Source organism: Halomonas sp. DN3 (assembly GCF_024137905.1).
GTDB lineage: Bacteria > Pseudomonadota > Gammaproteobacteria > Pseudomonadales > Halomonadaceae > Halomonas > Halomonas litopenaei.
The window spans coordinates 621,242-637,419 of the sequence record NZ_CP099965.1; the positions used below are offsets into that span (position 1 = coordinate 621,242).

The window sequence follows — 16,178 nt, forward strand, 5'->3', positions numbered from 1 at the left end:
AGGCCCGAATATCAAAGCGCCGTGCCGGAATGAAGTCAAGACGACAGGGTCAGTCGGCGTCGATCTGGATCGACTGAATGTAGCGTTCGTGACGACGCGTACGATCCTTGACCCGTCCTACCAGCTGGCCGCAGGCGGCGTCGATGTCATCGCCCCGGGTCGAACGGATCGGCGCGGTATGACCCAGTTCGTAGAGCCAGCGCTGGAAGCGCATCACCTGGTTGCGGGAGGGCTTCTCGTAGCCGGAATGGGGGAAGGGGTTGAAGGGGATCAGGTTGATCTTGCAGGGCAGTTCCTTCAACAGCTCCGCCAGTTCACGGGCATGCTCCTGCTGGTCGTTGACGTCCTTGATCACCGTGTATTCGATGGTGACCTGGCGGGTGTCGTCGCACTTGGCCAGATAGCGGTGGCAGGCGTCCAGCAGTGAGCGGATGTTGTACTTGCGGTTGAGCGGTACCAGTTCGCTGCGCAGCGCATCATTGGCGGCGTGCAGCGAGATCGCCAGGCTGACGTCGAGTTCGTCGCCCAGGCGGTCGAGCATCGGTACCACCCCGGAGGTGGACAGGGTGACACGGCGTTTCGACAGGCCGTAACCCTGATCGTCGAGCATCAGCTTCATCGCCGGCACGACGTTGTCGTAGTTCATCAAGGGTTCGCCCATGCCCATCATCACCACGTTGGTGACCGGACGATTGGCGCTGTCCTTGCGTGAGCCGCCACTGTTGGAGGCGACCCATACCTGGCCGATGATCTCGGCGCTGGTGAGGTTGCGCTGAAAGCCCTGCTTGCCGGTGGAGCAGAAACTGCAGTCCAGCGAGCAGCCGACCTGGGATGACACACACAGGGTGCGGCGCTTGCCGTTGTCGGCGGGGATAAGCACGGTTTCGACGTAGCTGCCGTCCTCGACCTCCACTACCCACTTGCGCGTCCCGTCCTTGGAGGCGCCTTCATAGACGACCTTGGGACCGCGTACCTCGGCGGTTTCCTCGAGGCGAGCGCGCAGCGCCTTGGACAGGTTGGTCATGGCGGCGAAATCGTCGACGCCTTCGTGGTGAATCCATTTCATCACCTGGGCGGCACGGAACTTCTTCTCGCCGATGGAGAGGAAGAAGGCTTCCATCTCTTCTCGGGTCATGCCGAGCAGGTTGACGCGTTGGGGAGCAGCGGTGGTGGTCATGGCAGGTTCAGCGGGTCGGTGGGCAGAAAGGAGCGAACGGATGCCAGGGGCATCCGTTCACCGATGGGGCCGCAATCACGAGGGTCGGACCCCGACGCCCTTAGCGCGGGCAGATCTCGTCTGCGCCGAAGAAGTAGCTCACTTCGCGCTCGGCGGACTCGGGGGAGTCGGAGCCGTGGACGGCATTGGCGTCGATGGAGGAGGCGAAGTCGGCGCGGATGGTGCCGGCGTCGGCTTCCTTCGGGTTGGTGGCACCCATCAGCTCGCGGTTCTTGGCGATGGCGTTGTCACCTTCCAGCACCTGCACCACGACCGGACCAGAGGTCATGAAGGACACCAGGTCGCCGAAGAAGGGGCGTTCCTTGTGCTCGGCGTAGAAGCCTTCGGCCTGCTCCTGGGACAGATGAACCATCTTGGCGGCGACGACCTTCAGTTCGGCCTTCTCGAAGCGCGTGATGATCTCGCCGATGACATTCTTGGCGACGGCGTCGGGCTTGATGATGGACAGAGTGCGCTCTGTAGCCATGAAACTCTCCAGTAGTTGGGCCCAGGAAGTGGGCATGGATGCCAGGTAGATGGCGTCGCGCCGCCCCGGGGACCGGGGCGGCGCGACGCGGGAAAACGAAGCGATGCGGCGTGTTGCGCCGAAGAGCGCAGATTATAGCGTCCTCGTGGCGCCTTGAACACAATTGTTCGTCGCGGCGCCGGCGAGTTCTGCCGCGATCACGGCGAATTCAGACGGTAAAGCTCTCGCCGCAGCCGCACTCGTCCTTGACGTTGGGATTGTTGAAACGGAAGAACCGGTTCAGCCCCTCGTTGACGTAGTCGACCTCGCTGCCGTCGAGCATCTCGAGCGCTTCCGGGGCGACATAGACCCGAGCGTCGTGCTCCTCGAACAGGGCATCGTCGGCCTGGACGTCGTCGGCGAAGTCGAGGACGTAGCTGTAGCCGGAGCAGCCGCTGGGCTTGACCGAAACCCGCAGTCCAAGCCCCTGGCCTCGCTCGTCGAGCACGCGGCGGATCTGGTCGGCCGCGGCGGGGGTGATCTTCAGGTGTGCCATATCATTCTCCTGGGTCGGGTGCTGCCGCCTGGGCGGCAGTCACCGAAACTGTCTCTGTCGTGCGCTGCCCGTCGAAGGGTGCTGTTCTCAAGGCATGGCGCGCTGGCGCAGGCCAATCAGCGCGGTGCGCAGGGCCTGGCCTGCGCGGTCGATGTCGTCTTCGCTGGTGAAGCGTCCGATGCTCAGGCGCAGCGAGGCCAGCGCCAGACGGCGCGGCACCCCGATGCCCTGGAGCACGTAGGACGGTTCGACGCTGGCCGAGTTGCACGCCGACCCGGTCGACAGGGCGATGTCGCGCAGCGCCATCAGCAGCGACTCGCCGTCGACGCCCTCGAAGCCGAGGTTGATGATGTTGGGCACCGAGGCCTCGAGGCGGGTATTGCAGTGCACGCCGTCGAGATCGGCGATGGCTCCGAGCAGGCGATCCCGCAGGCTCTGGATACGTGCCTGATCGGCCTCGCCTTCGTTCGCCGCCAGCGCGAAGGCCTCGCCCATGCCGGCGATCTGGTGGGTCGCCAGGGTGCCGGAACGCATGCTGCGTTCGTGGCCGCCGCCGTGGATCAGCGCCTCGAGACGAAGATCGGGGCTACGCCGCACATAGAGCGCGCCGATGCCCTTGGGGCCATAGGCCTTGTGGCCGGACAGCGACATCATGTCGACCTTGCTTCGCCCCACGTCGAGGTCGATGCGGCCCACCGCCTGGGCCGCGTCGACGTGGATCATGGCGCCGTGGTCATGGGCCACCTCGGCCAGGGCGGCGATGTCATTGATGGTGCCGAGTTCGTTGTTCACCGCCATCAGCGATACCAGCACGGTGTCGGGGCGCATGGCCTCGGCCAGCTGGCCAGGGCTGACGCTTCCGTCGGCCTGGGGCGTCAGCCAGGTGACGTCAAAGCCCTCTCGCTCTGCCGCCTTGGCGGTATCGATGACCGCCTTGTGCTCGATGATGGAGGTGACCAGGTGGCGGCCCTTGTCGCGATTGGCCCTGAGGAAGCCGGTAATGGCCAGATTGTCCGCCTCGGTGGCGCCGCTGGTCCAGACGATCTCTCGCGGGTCGGCCTTGATCAGGTCGGCGACCTGGCGCCGGCCGTTCTCCACCGCCTGCTCGGCCAGCCAGCCGGGCATATGGCTGCGCGACGCCGGGTTGGCGAAGGTGCCCTCGAGGGTCAGGTGCCGACTCATGACCTCGGCGACACGGGGGTCGACCGGGGTGGTAGCGGCGTAGTCGAGATAGACGGGTGAAGTCATGGCGATGTCATCGTTGGCGGGCAGAGGGGCGAAAGTCTAGCTCAGGGCGCCGAGGTCGCAATGTCGTCGTTGTGCTGGCGACGGCGCTGACGCCCGGCGATCTCGGCGATCTCCTGGCGCTCGGCCAGCTCGCCCAGGGTGACGCCGTCGAGGAAGTCCTGGATGCGCTCGGACAGCTCGAACCACAGGTGATGGGTCAGGCAGGTGTCGCCCTTCTGGCAGTCGGACAGACCGCCGCAGCGGGTGGTGTCCACCGACTCCTTGACCGCATCGATGACCCGGGCCACCGAGATGGACGCTGCCGGCTCCGCCAGCAGGTAACCACCGCCTGGCCCGCGCACGCTGTCGACCAGGCCGGCGCGCCGCAGGCGGGCGAACAGCTGCTCGAGGTAGGACAGCGAGATCTGCTGACGCCGAGCGATGTCGGCCAGGCAGATCGGGCCCTGGTCGGCGTTGACCGCCATGTCGAGCATGGCGGTGACAGCGTAGCGTCCCTTGGTGGTCAGGCGCATGGGGCGAACCCTCGACGCCGACATGGGTCGGCGGTCCGGAAAGTGTGGGCGTGGTCGGTAGCCGACGACGCTTGGATCAAAGCGATATTATGGGAAAGACCGAGTGTCGTGGTCAACTATTGGCGCCGTGCCGTCGTCGCCTCGTCTTCCCGCTCGGCCCCGTGCTCGGCGTCATTGGCCGTCTCGCTGCCGCCGGCACTGTCCTTGTCGGTGGTGCCTGGGTCGGAGGTGCCTGGGTCGGAGGTGCCTGGCCCGACGTCTTTATTGCCGCTGGCGCTTTCGTTGCCGCTGGTGGCGGTGTCGGAGCCCAGGATATCGGCGTTGGCGTCACGCCCGATCACCGGCGCACAGGCGCGGTCGACGTCTTCCAGTATCTCGGCGAAGTCCTCGTCGCGAATCTCCGGCATCTGGCCGTCGCGGTAGCTGTGGTCCAGTTGCCTCAGGGTCTTGCACATGCCGCTGATGCGTTCATCCACCGCGTGCATATGGTCGAGCATGGCCTGCATCGACTTGGCCACCGGGTCGGGCATGTCCTGGCTCATGCCGTAGGCGTCGAAGCCGAATTTCTGGCACATCGCCTCGCGACGGGCCGGGTCGACCTCGAGGCCCGGGTCGCTGTCCGGGTCGCGGCGCTGGACGATCTTGCCGGGGATGCCGACCACGGTGGCTCCGGCCGGGACTTCCTTGGTGACCACCGCGTTGGAGCCGACCTTGGCGCCAGCACCGACGGTGAAGGGGCCGAGAATCTTGGCGCCGGCGCCGACGATCACGCCGTCCTCCAGGGTCGGGTGACGCTTGCCCTTGTTCCAGCTGGTGCCGCCCAGGGTCACGCCCTGGTAGAGAGTGACATCGTCGCCGACGATGGTGGTCTCGCCGATCACCACTCCCATGCCGTGGTCGATGAAGAAGCGCCGGCCGATGGTGGCGCCGGGGTGAATCTCGATGCCGGTGAACCAGCGGCCCAGCGTCGACAGGGTGCGCGCGATCCATTTGAGATTGCGCTTCCACAGCTGGTGGGAGATCCGGTGCAGCAGCAATGCGTGAAGGCCAGGATAGTTGGTCAGGACTTCAAGAAAGTTGCGCGCCGCCGGATCCCTGGCAAATACGCTGTTGATGTCTTCGCGTAGGCGTTGAAACATGCGGCGGTCCCTGAGTCGGTCAAGAGAATCATAGTGGGGGCTGGTGGTGGGCCATTCAAGCCTGCCACCTGTCGAGTCAGTGATCTGGTTAAGCTCAGCGGCTCGAAGGTGGACGCCGTGTCGCTCCAGAGCCGCCGGCCTGGCGCTGATCCTGCTGTTGGTTCTGCTGTTGGTTCGGGCTAGTCCTGGGCCGGCTTCTGGCCCTGGTGCGTGTCATGTTCTCGCTGTAATTCCGGCTCGCTTTCGCGGGCGCCCAGCGCCTGGCCGCCTGCGGCCTTCTCGGTGGCGCTGAGGATGCCACGCAGGATGTTGAGCTCCATGCGTTCGGGGCGCGAGCGCAGGGTCACTCGGCGCAGCCTGGCCATCAATTGGCGAGGCTTCGCCGGGTCGTGGAAGCCGATGGTGATCAGCGCGCGTTCCAGATGAGCGAAATAGTGCTCCAGCTCCTCGTGGCTGGCCAGTGGCTGCGCTTCTTCCTCATCGTCCTGTGCCGGGCCTGGCTTATTCTGGGTCTGAGCCTGGGCCAGCCAGGCAAGGCGGCATTCGTAGGCCAGCACCTGCACCGCCGCGGCCAGGTTCAGCGAACTGAAGTCGGGATTGGTGGGGATGTGGACGTGGGCGTGGCAGCGTTGCAGTTCGGCGTTGGACAGGCCGCTGTCCTCGCGGCCGAAGACCAGCGCGATGCGGGCCTCGGGCGTGGCCAGCTCGGCGGGCAGACGCTCGCCCAGCTCACGCGGGGTGATCATCGGCCAGGGCAAGGTGCGCGAGCGCGCGCTGGCTCCCACCACCAGGGTGCAGTCGGTGACCGCCTGCTCGAGGCTGTCGACCACCCGAGCGTCGTGGACCAGGGCATCTGCCCCGGAGGCGCGGGACACACTGTCGGCGGTGATGACCTCGCAGCGTGGTGCGACCAGGGCCAGATCGGCGAGTCCCATATTGTGCATGGCGCGGGCGGTGGCGCCGATATTGCCGGGGTGGCTGGTGCCGATGAGAACGATGCGAATGCGCTCGAGCATGGAAGATCCTGTAACGACGCGGCGGGTTGATGCGGTGGTTGGTGCAGTGGTCTATTCAATGACCGATGCAAGGGCGCTGATGGCGGACCGGTCGGCAGCGCCAGGGGCGCCAGTCTAGCATGGGTAGATGCGCGCTGGGGCGAAGTGCGTGGCATTCATGCCCGTGGTCTGCTAGGATTCGCGCCGAGTCAGTTACCCACGTCGACTCCGTTCTTTAACACCACCGACTCCCAAGGCCCGATCATGCATCCGATGGTCCAGTACGCCCTGCGCGCTGCCCGCAGCGCCGGCGAACAGTTTCTGCGCATTCGCGAACGAATCGAGAATGCCCACGACGAGCACAACCTCGACCGTCTGCTCGAGGACACCGCTCGCAACGCCGAATCCCTGATTACCCGCCAGCTGACCCGCGGTTATCCCCAGCACGGGGTCGTCGGTCGCTACACGCCCCACCGTGCCGGTGAAGGCGAAGGCGCGGATATCCTGTGGCGCATCGAACCCTTCCACGGTTACTCGAACCTGAGTGTGGCGTCCCCTGAGTTCGCCCTGTCCGTGGTATGTCTGATCAAGGGCCGTCCGGAGCACGCGGTGGTGATCTGCCCCTTCAGCGATGACGAATACCTGGCAAGCCGTGGCCGTGGCGCCCAGCTCAATGGCAAGCGTCTGCGTGTGTCCAAGATCAAGAGCGCCGCTGGCGCCCGCCTGTCGCTGGGGCTTCCCGATACCTACCTGCGCTCGCGTTTTCTGCCGACCTACCTGACCCTGGTGCAGCAGCTCGGCCCCCAGGCCGAACAGCTTCAAGCCAGCGCCTGTGGCCTGCTCGACATGGCCCGTCTGGCCGCCGGTCGTGCCGACGCCGCCTTCGTGCTGGGAGTCGAGGAGCAGGACCTGGACATCGGTTCGCTGCTGCTCAAGGAGTCCGGTGCCCTGATTGGCACCCCGGATGGCCAGCCCTCGGTGCGTATCGAAGGCGCCCTGATGGCCGCCAACCCGCGCCTGTTCAAGGCGCTGATCAAGCAGCTTGCGCCCCACGTGCACACGGCGCCCAGTCAGCCCGAAGAGGACTGATTCGGCACCGCTCGCGCGAGCGGGCGGTGATCGTGACGCCGTCACAGCAACGCCCCCGAGGCCTGGCCGCGGGGGCGTTGTCGTCTGTGCTGTCGAGCAAGGCAGGTCGCGCGCATGGCGCGGGCTACGCCAGTGCCTTGGTCAGCGAGAACACGAAGCCGGAAAACTCCGCTCGCTGCATGTCCAGGTGGTGAAACATCACATCCGCCGCGGCACCCTCGCGCTTGTCGGCGATGGCCGAGACGATCTCGAGATGCTCGTTGGCCGACATGCTGCGCATACCGGCGATGCGGTGGATGTGCCCGCGATAGGGCTCGATCTTGCGTCGGATGTCGGTGATCTGGCCGGCCAGGGCCTCATTGGCGGCCAGACGGTAGATCGCTTCATGGAAGGCCCTGTTGGCGCTGGTGTAACGTTCGGCGGTGATTGCCGCGGTGTCGATGGTCTCCCGGGCCGCCTGCAGCAATGGGGGAATGTCATCGGCGGTACTCTGGCGCGCCGCCAGCCGGGCAGCGGAGGACTCCAGCAGCGCCAGCATCTCGAACATGTCGAGAATGTCCTTGAGCGAATTGCGCCGGACAAAGGCGCCCTGGTTGGCCCGGTGTTCGACCAGGCCCTCCGAGCTCAGCATGCGAATGACCTCGCGGATGGGCGTGCGGGAGACCTCGAACTCGGCGGCCAGATCCCGCTCGTTCAGCCGGTGCCCCGGCGGGTAGCTGCCCCGCAGGATGCGATCTTCCAGCTGCTGGCGAATGTGCTCGGTGGTCCTGGTGGGCGATGCCATCGGCCGGTCCCCGCAGTAGACACGTTGAAGGAGGGCGGCATCCTGACGTCGACTTGCCGGATGCCGCGGTCGAAATTACTGGAGATAGCTGCGGTAGACCTCGACCAGCGCATCGGCGGACTCGCCGAACTCCTCGATATACGCCGACAGGTACTTGTCGCGAAGGCTGTCGGCAAGCGCTAGATCCTCCTCGCTGAAGGTGTACACCGTCTCGGCCTGTTCATCGACCGCCTGGTGAAGGCGTGCGGACTCCTCGGTGAAGTTGGCGTTCGACCATTCGATGGTGGCCTCGACCGCCCGATGCAGCTCGTCGCGCGCCTCCTGGCTCAGTCCATTGTATTTGCGCAGGTTCATGATGAGCGGATAGGGCGTGCGTACCATCGAGCTTGCAAGCACCACCGGGGCGACCTCGGACAGCCCGAGATTGACGTAGGAGGAATCGGTGGTGATCACGCCATCGACGCCTCCGGTCTGCAGCTGCAGAAACTGCTCGGCGGCGCTCATGAACACCACGGTGGCGCCAAGGTCTTCCAGCGCCGGGTCGGTGTAGCCGCCCACGCCGCGGATCTTGCGACCTTCGAGTGCGTCCAGACCGGTGATCGGCTCGGCCAGGAACAGCGTGGTCTGCCCGGACGAATTGATGAATCCCAGCAGCTTGACCTGGGAGGCGGCAAAGGCTTCGCCCAGCGGTTCGAGCACGCGCGGGTCGTTGGCGAAGGCCAGCACGTCGGCGTCATCCAGGGAGTCGGGAGGAAAGGGCACGGTGAAGATCTTCATCATGCCTACGGTGCCCACCACGTAGCCGCCGAACAGGCTGTACAGATCCACGGTGCCGCGTGCCGTGCCCATCAGGCCGTCACGTCCCTTGACCAGGGATTCCGAGGGGAAGACGTCGATCTCGAGCAGCGCCGGGTCGAGCTGGTCGGCCAGGTACTGGGTGGTACGACCACGGAAGTCCTCGGCGGGAAAGTAGTGGCCCAGACGCAGGGTTTCCGCCGCCTGGGTCGTCGTCGTGGTGAGCAGCCCGGCGACCAGGGTCGTCGTCAGGGCGATGGCCATGATGGGGGACAGGACGGGGGACGCGGATGCAATGAAGCGACGGCGGGAGAGGGAGTAGTTCATCTTGTTGTCCTCTGGTTGAAGGTCTGGCGGAGAGCCGGACGTAAGCTCGGTCGCAAGGGGCGGGACATCACTGGGTCAGCGACCGGTGACCAGTTCGGGAAAGATGCACAGGATGACGATGGATACGACGTAGAGGGCGATGAACGGCAGGGTGCCACGCACCACCTGGCTGATCCGGATGCCCTCGACACAGTCCCTGACCACATACAGGCACAGGCCGATGGGGGGTGTGATCACCGCGAAGCACATGTTGACCATCACCACCACGCCAAACCAGACGGGATCGAAGCCGTAGGCCAGGATGGCGGGAAAGACGATGGGCACGGCGATGATGACCAGCGAGATGGCATCGAGCAGGGTGCCGAGAACGAACAGCATCAGCATGACCAGCAGGAAGAAGGTCCAGGCGCCGAGTTCGGCCTCGACCACCACTCTGGCCAGCTGTTGGGGTAGCTGGGCGTTGCTGAGTGCATAGCTGAACAGCATCGCCGAGGCGAGAATGGCGAGCAGCATGCAACTGGTGCGGGTGGCCTTGACCAGCGCCGTGGTCAGGCTCTTGCGCGTCAGCCCCCTGCGCCCGAGGGCAATGATCAGTGCTCCGCCGACGCCGATGGCGGCGGCTTCTGTGGGGGTGGCGATACCGTGGTAGATGCTGCCGATGACCACCACGATCAGGGCGATGACCGGGCCAGCCTGGAGCAGCGACCTGATCCAGCCGAGGTCGGCGGCAAGGCGGATCGTCGGTGATCGTCTGCCTGACAGTCCCTGGACGATACAGACGTAGGTGGCGAACAGTACGGTGATCACCAGCCCCGGCACGATGGCGCGGGTAAACAGTTCGGCGATCGAGGTTTCGGTGACCACGCCGTACATGATCAGTGGCAGGCTCGGCGGAATGATCATGCCGAGCCCCGAACTGGCGGCGACGGTGCCGGTGGCCATTTCGGGGCTGTAGTGGCGCTTGAGCATCTCCGGGATGGCGACGCTGCCGATCACCGCCGCGACGCCGACGGCGGTGCCGCTGACCGCGCCAAAGATTGCGCCGGCGACGATGGCGCTGATGGCGATGCCGCCGGGCAGGCGTCCCAGCCACTTGTCGACGCTTTCGAACAGATCGCGGCCGACGCCGGAGACGTTGACGATCTCGCTCATCAGCACGAACAGCGGTATGGCCACCAGCACGAATTCCGAGGTGGTGCCCCAGATGATGTCGGACATGGCCAGGCTGGCGGACAGGCCGCCCTGGTAGATGATGCCCACCAGGGCCGCGAGTCCCAGGGCGAAGGCCACGGGGACGCCGAGGATCAACAGGATGGCCAGGCTCAGGGCGACGCTGAGAATCATCATGGCGTGGGCTCGTCCTCGTCGGCGGCGGGCGCCTTTAAGTGCGCCAGCTTCTGGTAGATCTGAGCGATCAGTTCCAGCACAAGGATCGCGGAGCCCGCCGGCATCAGCGACTGGGGCAGGTACAGAGGCACTGCCAGGGTGGTCGAGGACCGCCAGTTGAGCTGATAGGACAGAAGGGCGAGTTCCAGGGTGGCCCAGAAGGCGAAGGCCGCGAACACCAGGGTGCAGCCGTCGACGACCAGCCCCAGACGATTCTGGGCGGCGATCGACAGCCGCCCCTCCAGCAGCGACATGCGGGCATGGCCGCCTTCTCGGTAGACCCGAGCGATGGCCATGAACAGGATGCCGGAGACCAGATAGCCCGATACCTCGGTGACCCAGACGGTGGGAGACCCCAGCAGGTAGCGACTGATGACCTCCCAGATGATCGAGGCGACCAGGAACAGCATGATCAGCAGGGCGGCGAAAAAGCCGGCGTCGCCCAGGGTGCGGCACAGCAGGAGGAAGGGTTTCATGGGGCACCTTCGGCCGAGGGGCCAAGGTAGAGGGTTCGATGGATATCCCTGAGTTCGGCCTTGACCACCTTGCCCATGGTGTTGCGTGGCAGGTCGTCGGCCACCAGCACCCGCTTGGGTACCTTGTAGGCGGCCAGCACATCGCGCAGATGGCGGCGAATGGCCGCTTCGTCCGGGGTGGCACTGGCGGCGGCCACCACCACCGCGGTCACCGCCTCGCCGAAGTCGGGGTGGGGCAGCCCGATCACCGCGGATTCGCCGATGCCCTCCAGGGCGTCGAGCAGCGCCTCGACCTCGCCCGGGTAGACGTTGTAGCCCCCGCTGATGATCACGTCCTTGCTGCGACCGACGATGGTCAGGTAGCCATCCTCATCGATGCGGCCGTTGTCGCCGGTGCGAAACCAGCCGTCCGGGGTGAACTCCTGGCGGGTCTTCTGTGGCTGTCGCCAGTAGCCCTTCATCACGGCGGGGCCGGTGATCTGGAGGTGCCCAACGTTACCGCTGGCAAGCGGGGTGTCGTGGTCATCGACGATCCTGAGGCTGACGCCCTCGACGGGCAGCCCCACCGAGCCGAGGCGACGTTCGCCACGCACCGGATTGGAGCTGATGATGGTGGCCTCGGTCATGCCGTAGCGCTCGAGGATGGTGTGCCCGGTCAAGGCGTGAAAGCGTCTGGCGGTGGCCTCGCTCAGGGGTGCGGAGCCCGAGATGAAAAGACGCATCCCCGAGGTGGTCGCGGCGCTGAAGTCAGGGTGCTCCAGCAGCCGGCTGTAGTAGGTAGGGACGCCCATCATCACCGTGGCCTCGGGCAGCAGATGAATCACGGTATCGGCGTCGAAACGAGGCAGCAGGAGCATGCGACAGCCGGACAGCAGCACGCAGTGGGTGGCAATGACCAGACCGTGGGCATGAAACAATGGCAGGGCATGAAGCAGCACGTCGCTTGCGTGGAACGCCCAGAGCCGGGTCAGCGCCCTGGCATTGCTGGCCAGGTTGGCGTGGGTGAGCATCGCCCCCTTGGGGCTGCCGGTGGTGCCGGAGGTATACAGAATCAGGGCCACATCGTCGCCTCGACGAGGCTGGATACGGTGGCGCTCGGCCTGCTCCGATGCCAGGGTCAGCAGGCTGCCTGAGCCATCCGCCTCCAGGGTGAGCCGCTGGATACCGGGGTGGCGGTTCAAGGCTTCTTCGTTGGCGGTCATGCATGCGTAGGAGGCGATGTAGAGCACCGGCGCGGCATCGCTTAGAAAATAGGCGATCTCGGTGGCGGTATAGGCGGTATTGAGCGGCAGATAGATGGCGCCCTGACGCAGCACCGCCAGGTACAGCAGCAAGGCTTGCGGGGACTTGTCGACTTGGGCGGCGACGCGATCCCCCGGCCTGACGCCGAGTGCGATCAGGGCGCTGGCCAGGCGCGCACTCAGCGCCATGGCGTCGGCGTAGGACAGGGTGGTGGAAGGCTCGCTGGTGGCCCTGTCGAATGGCGCTAGGGTCAGCAGGGGCCCATGCCCCGCCCGCTCGGCGACATCCTGGAACATCCGAAAGACGTTGCGGCAGCTGGCCTCAGTGTTCATCCCGGACCTCCAGGGTATCGATGATGCCAAGCGCGTGGAGGTGTTCGGCGCTGGCTTGTGGATGATCACCTCGAGGGGTGATCAGCTCCGCTACCCGCGAGGGCAGGCTGCGAACGCGGCCTCGGACGGTGAGCCTCACCCGGCTCGCGCAGGCGGCGAGGGCGAGATAGATGCCACCCGAGAGCTCGCCATCGATTACCAGCTCAACGGTGTCACCCGAGCGAACCCGGTGCTCGATGGTGCTGGCCAGACGCACCAGCGCCAGGCTCTGTAGTCTGGCTTCATCGATGGCCCTCAGGCTGTGACAGCTCCACTGACAGCGCAGGATCAGCGGCAGCCCAGCGGGGAGACGCTGGATTGCCAGGGCACGGTCGGCAAGATCCCGATGGTCCGGCGGGGCGCTGCCGAGGCAGTCGATCCGTGCTGGCTGTCCCTGCCGTGACTGGCTCAGCCGTGACTGGCTCAGCTGTGACTGGCTTAGCCGCGACTGGCTTACCCGGACAGACGGTGTCGACTCGCCGCCGTCGGCTTCGGGATGGACGTTGAACGAGCCGCGTCGCGGCGAGGCCAGCCACCTGGCGATGTCGTCGCGCAGTGCTGTCGGTGTCTCGCTGGTGGCGTGGCCGGCGGGGTCGCACCTGAGCCGGGACGCCGACGAGATGACGGCGTCCACTCGGCGCGGGTCAGTGTTGTGGGCGTACAACAGGCGAGGCCCGCTCATCGCCAGGCGGTTGCCGGGGGGGTAGAGACGCTGGTCGGCGCACATGGCCACCAGGCTGGCGCCGCCGAAGGTGTGGCGCCCCAGCACCGCCAGGATCCCGGGGATGCGTTGGCGCTGGACCAGCAGGTCTCCGATCAAGGCACGCAAGTCGCCCTGTACCGCCACGCCCTCATCGATCTTGGCGCCGGCGGAGTCGATCAGCATCACCAGCGGCAGGCGATGTTCGCTGGCCGTGGCGATGGCCTGGCGAAAGATCGCGGTTTCCCGCTTGCCGATGGCGCCTCTTGCGCGCTGTGGCAGGGTGGCCACGGCGACCAGACGAGCGCCATCCAGCTCGAGCACGGCACTCTGCGCCGCTGCCGATGAAAACGGATCCGACAGCGGGGTCTGTGGGGCGATGTCCTGCAGCAGATGAGTGGTCATGGTGTACGCCGCCATTCGGCATGCCTGATGGGCTGTTTGGTATGCCATTTAAGGCTAGATGGCATGCCCTGACGCGCCATACCTCCCAGGAGGTAGCGGCTGTACGGCCACTGGAGGGTGGGGGAGCTGGTGGTTGGACAGGGGCTCCTGACGGTAGCTATGGAGGGCCAGGGCGGCTCTGGCCCCGCCAATGACGACGCCCCCGAGGCCTGGCCGCGGGGGCGTCATTCGTTGTTGGTGCAGTGAGTTCGGTGTGACCGTGGTCAGGGCGCCAGCGCGGCCACCACCTCTTCGACCTGGAGGCGGGTGCTGTCCAGGCCCTGACCCGCCAGATACCAGAGTCGCGGCGAGCCGACCGCGATGGCCTGGTCATCACCGACGGCCTGTGTCAGCGCTTCGACATCGAGGGGCGTCTGGCCGATGGCGGCGCTGCGGTCCACCACCCACACCAGATCGGGCTGGGTGGCAGCGATCTGCGCCGGTGTCAGCGGCGTAAAGGTACGCTCACCGCGCGTCACGCTCTCGACGTTCTCGGGAAGTTCGGGCGAGGCCAGCCCCATCAGGTCATGCACGATGGCGTTGTCCTGGACGATAAGCTTTCCGTCATTGTGGACGACCACCAGCACCTTCGGCGTCCCGCTGATCTCGGCCAATCGCTGATCGAGCGCCTGGCGCAGGTCCGCAAGCGCCTGCTCACCCGCTTGCTGGGCATCGAACAGCGCAGCCAGATCGTCGACCCGATGTTCGAGCTGGTCCCAGGTGTCCTCACCCTCGGTCGCCACGACATAGACCGGCGCAAGGGCTTCCAGGTTTTCGCGTTCGGCTTCCAGACGCCCGCTGATCATGATGGCATCGGGTGACAGCGACTCAAGGGCCTCCATGTCGGCGACCTTGAGGGTGCCCACGTCGGTGAAAGCGTCGTCGGCATAGTCGGACAGATAGTCGGGAAGCGTTGCCTGGGCGACACCTGCGATACGCTCGCGCTGCGCCAGGTTGTCGAGGATGTCCAGGGCCGTGTAGTCGAGGGCGACGACCCTTTCCGGCACCGGTTGCGCCCAGGCCTGGGCAGTGACGCTGAGCAGGGCGGCGATGGCGAGAGGCTTGTACATGCTTTCTCCATTGATAATCATTTTCAATGGAGATGTTATCGCAAATGCTCGGGCAAAGGGGGAGCGTCGCCGTGCTACGTTGCGTTGCCTACTGGCGAACGCTCCCTGGCGCCGGGGTTCAGGAACCCTGGCTGGCCGGATCGCCGGAGTCTGTCTTGGCTGACCGGCCTTGTCGACGCTGGGTCCAGCGCTGCTTGGCGTACTTGCGCATATTGGTGACGTTGTCCGTCTCGTCGACGATGTCCTGGCCGAGCACCGTCTCGATCACGTCCTCCATGGTGATCAGGCCCACCCAGGTACCGTGGTCGTCATAGACCACCGCCAGATGCTGGCGGTCCCGGAGCATCATGGTGAAGACATGCTCGACGCTGTCGTCGGCCTGCACCGAGGGAGCGTCCTGCATGATCTGTTTCATGTCCACGGATTCATCCGCCTGGTAGGCGTCGGCCTTGTGCACATAGCCGATGGCCTGTTCGCCGCCGTCCATCACCGGAAAGCGGGTGAACGGCGAGCGCACCAGTTCCTGTTCGAACTGGGCCACGGTCATCGATGGGCGCACCGTGACGCACACAGTTCTTGGCGTCATCACCTTGCTGATCTTGATCTCGTGCAGGTTGAGGATGTTGGTGATGGTCCTGGCTTCATCCTGGTCCAGTGCCTTCTCGTCCAGGCCGATGCGTGCCAGTGCCTTGATCTCGCCGCGCATGTCGGTGTCGGCAGCATTTCCGCCGATGCGCTGGGTGATCTGTTCGGACATCCAGATGAACGGCTTGAGGAGCAGGATCATGGTGTTGAGGATGGGCGGCAGCCAGGGCGAGAGCTGGCGCCAGAAGGTGGCACCGATGGTCTTGGGGATGATCTCCGAAAGGATCAGGATGGCCAGCGTCATCACCGCCGAGGCGACGCCCAGCCAGGCCTCGCCGAAGACCACCGCGACCTGGGCGCCGACGCCGGTGGCGCCGACGGTGTGGGCGATGGTGTTGAGCGTCAGGATAGCCGCCAACGGGCGATCGATATCCCGCTTGAGGGCGTTCAGCTTCTTGTGCAGCGGCTCGTTGGTCTCCTGGACCTGGGCGATATAGCTCGGTGTCAGCGACAGAATGGCCGCTTCCAGTACCGAGCACAGGAAGGAAGCGCCGATGGACAGTACGGCAAAGGCGATCAGCAGGAACATGCGGCCTCGTCACGATCGATTGGAGTGGATGACAAGCATGAAAGGGGGCGCAGGCCAGGGCAAGTGACGGCGGGCATTTTCTGGAAGGAAACGACCTATCTCGCGTTGCTGCATGGTTTTCGAAGTGAACTGAGAGGCCGCCGACAGCGGTGCCGGCTCGCCATGATCGGGCGGCGACCTCGGAAAGC

At 65.6% G+C, this 16,178-nt stretch carries 16 protein-coding genes; 1 reads left to right on the forward strand and 15 read right to left on the reverse strand.

Annotation, left to right across the window (positions count from 1 at the left end; all coding sequences use genetic code 11):
* Positions 1 to 49: 49 nt before the first annotated feature.
* The 7 genes from rlmN to trmJ form a co-directional block, all read right to left on the reverse strand.
* Complete coding sequence (rlmN, locus tag NKF27_RS02850; protein WP_108131248.1) at positions 50 to 1,177, reverse strand: 23S rRNA (adenine(2503)-C(2))-methyltransferase RlmN; 1,128 nt, start codon at positions 1,175 to 1,177, stop codon at positions 50 to 52.
* A 100-nt stretch (positions 1,178 to 1,277) separates the two neighbouring features.
* Positions 1,278 to 1,703 (reverse strand): nucleoside-diphosphate kinase, encoded by a 426-nt coding sequence (ndk, locus tag NKF27_RS02855; RefSeq protein WP_045992747.1) that lies wholly within the window; start codon positions 1,701 to 1,703, stop codon positions 1,278 to 1,280.
* Between the two features lie 208 nt (positions 1,704 to 1,911).
* On the reverse strand, positions 1,912 to 2,238 hold the full coding sequence (locus tag NKF27_RS02860; protein WP_045992748.1) for an iron-sulfur cluster assembly accessory protein: 327 nt from the start codon (positions 2,236 to 2,238) through the stop codon (positions 1,912 to 1,914).
* An 87-nt stretch (positions 2,239 to 2,325) separates the two neighbouring features.
* A complete protein-coding gene (locus NKF27_RS02865) occupies positions 2,326 to 3,486 on the reverse strand; it encodes an aminotransferase class V-fold PLP-dependent enzyme (RefSeq protein ID WP_253555275.1) in 1,161 nt (386 codons plus the stop codon).
* A gap of 41 nt (positions 3,487 to 3,527) precedes the next feature.
* Positions 3,528 to 3,998 (reverse strand): Rrf2 family transcriptional regulator, encoded by a 471-nt coding sequence (locus NKF27_RS02870; protein WP_253555276.1) that lies wholly within the window; start codon positions 3,996 to 3,998, stop codon positions 3,528 to 3,530.
* Positions 3,999 to 4,114: 116 nt separating this feature from the next.
* Positions 4,115 to 5,137: a serine O-acetyltransferase gene (gene cysE, locus NKF27_RS02875; protein ID WP_253555278.1), complete on the reverse strand. Its 1,023-nt coding sequence runs from the start codon at positions 5,135 to 5,137 to the stop codon at positions 4,115 to 4,117.
* Between the two features lie 179 nt (positions 5,138 to 5,316).
* A complete protein-coding gene (gene trmJ / locus NKF27_RS02880; protein WP_253555280.1) occupies positions 5,317 to 6,153 on the reverse strand; it encodes a tRNA (cytosine(32)/uridine(32)-2'-O)-methyltransferase TrmJ in 837 nt (278 codons plus the stop codon).
* Between the two features lie 243 nt (positions 6,154 to 6,396).
* Here trmJ and NKF27_RS02885 point away from each other — a divergent pair, with 243 nt between their 5' ends.
* Positions 6,397 to 7,221, forward strand: coding sequence for an inositol monophosphatase family protein (locus NKF27_RS02885; protein ID WP_045992751.1), 825 nt, complete (start codon positions 6,397 to 6,399; stop codon positions 7,219 to 7,221).
* 124 nt (positions 7,222 to 7,345) lie between these two features.
* Here NKF27_RS02885 and NKF27_RS02890 read toward each other — a convergent pair whose 3' ends face one another.
* The 8 genes from NKF27_RS02890 to NKF27_RS02925 all read right to left on the reverse strand — a co-directional run bounded on the left by NKF27_RS02890 (position 7,346) and on the right by NKF27_RS02925 (position 15,990).
* Positions 7,346 to 8,005, reverse strand: coding sequence for a GntR family transcriptional regulator (locus NKF27_RS02890; protein ID WP_253555281.1), 660 nt, complete (start codon positions 8,003 to 8,005; stop codon positions 7,346 to 7,348).
* A gap of 75 nt (positions 8,006 to 8,080) precedes the next feature.
* The gene (locus NKF27_RS02895) at positions 8,081 to 9,127 is read right to left on the reverse strand and encodes a TRAP transporter substrate-binding protein (RefSeq protein ID WP_253555282.1); all 1,047 of its coding nucleotides are present in this window, start codon (positions 9,125 to 9,127) and stop codon (positions 8,081 to 8,083) included.
* A gap of 75 nt (positions 9,128 to 9,202) precedes the next feature.
* Positions 9,203 to 10,474 (reverse strand): TRAP transporter large permease, encoded by a 1,272-nt coding sequence (locus NKF27_RS02900; RefSeq protein WP_253555283.1) that lies wholly within the window; start codon positions 10,472 to 10,474, stop codon positions 9,203 to 9,205.
* A complete protein-coding gene (locus tag NKF27_RS02905; RefSeq protein WP_253555284.1) occupies positions 10,471 to 10,989 on the reverse strand; it encodes a TRAP transporter small permease subunit in 519 nt (172 codons plus the stop codon). The genes NKF27_RS02900 and NKF27_RS02905 overlap by 4 nt, the downstream gene beginning before the upstream one ends.
* Positions 10,986 to 12,563, reverse strand: a complete 1,578-nt coding sequence (locus NKF27_RS02910; protein WP_253555285.1) for an AMP-binding protein — start codon at positions 12,561 to 12,563, stop codon at positions 10,986 to 10,988. The genes NKF27_RS02905 and NKF27_RS02910 overlap by 4 nt, the downstream gene beginning before the upstream one ends.
* Positions 12,553 to 13,707 carry a carboxyl transferase domain-containing protein gene (locus NKF27_RS02915; protein ID WP_253555286.1) on the reverse strand — a complete coding sequence of 385 codons (1,155 nt, stop codon included), beginning with the start codon at positions 13,705 to 13,707 and terminating at the stop codon, positions 12,553 to 12,555. The genes NKF27_RS02910 and NKF27_RS02915 overlap by 11 nt, the downstream gene beginning before the upstream one ends.
* Positions 13,708 to 13,970: 263 nt before the next feature.
* A complete protein-coding gene (locus NKF27_RS02920; protein ID WP_253555287.1) occupies positions 13,971 to 14,816 on the reverse strand; it encodes an ABC transporter substrate-binding protein in 846 nt (281 codons plus the stop codon).
* A gap of 118 nt (positions 14,817 to 14,934) precedes the next feature.
* Positions 14,935 to 15,990: a CNNM domain-containing protein gene (locus NKF27_RS02925; protein WP_253555289.1), complete on the reverse strand. Its 1,056-nt coding sequence runs from the start codon at positions 15,988 to 15,990 to the stop codon at positions 14,935 to 14,937.
* Between the last annotated feature and the right edge of the window lie 188 nt (positions 15,991 to 16,178).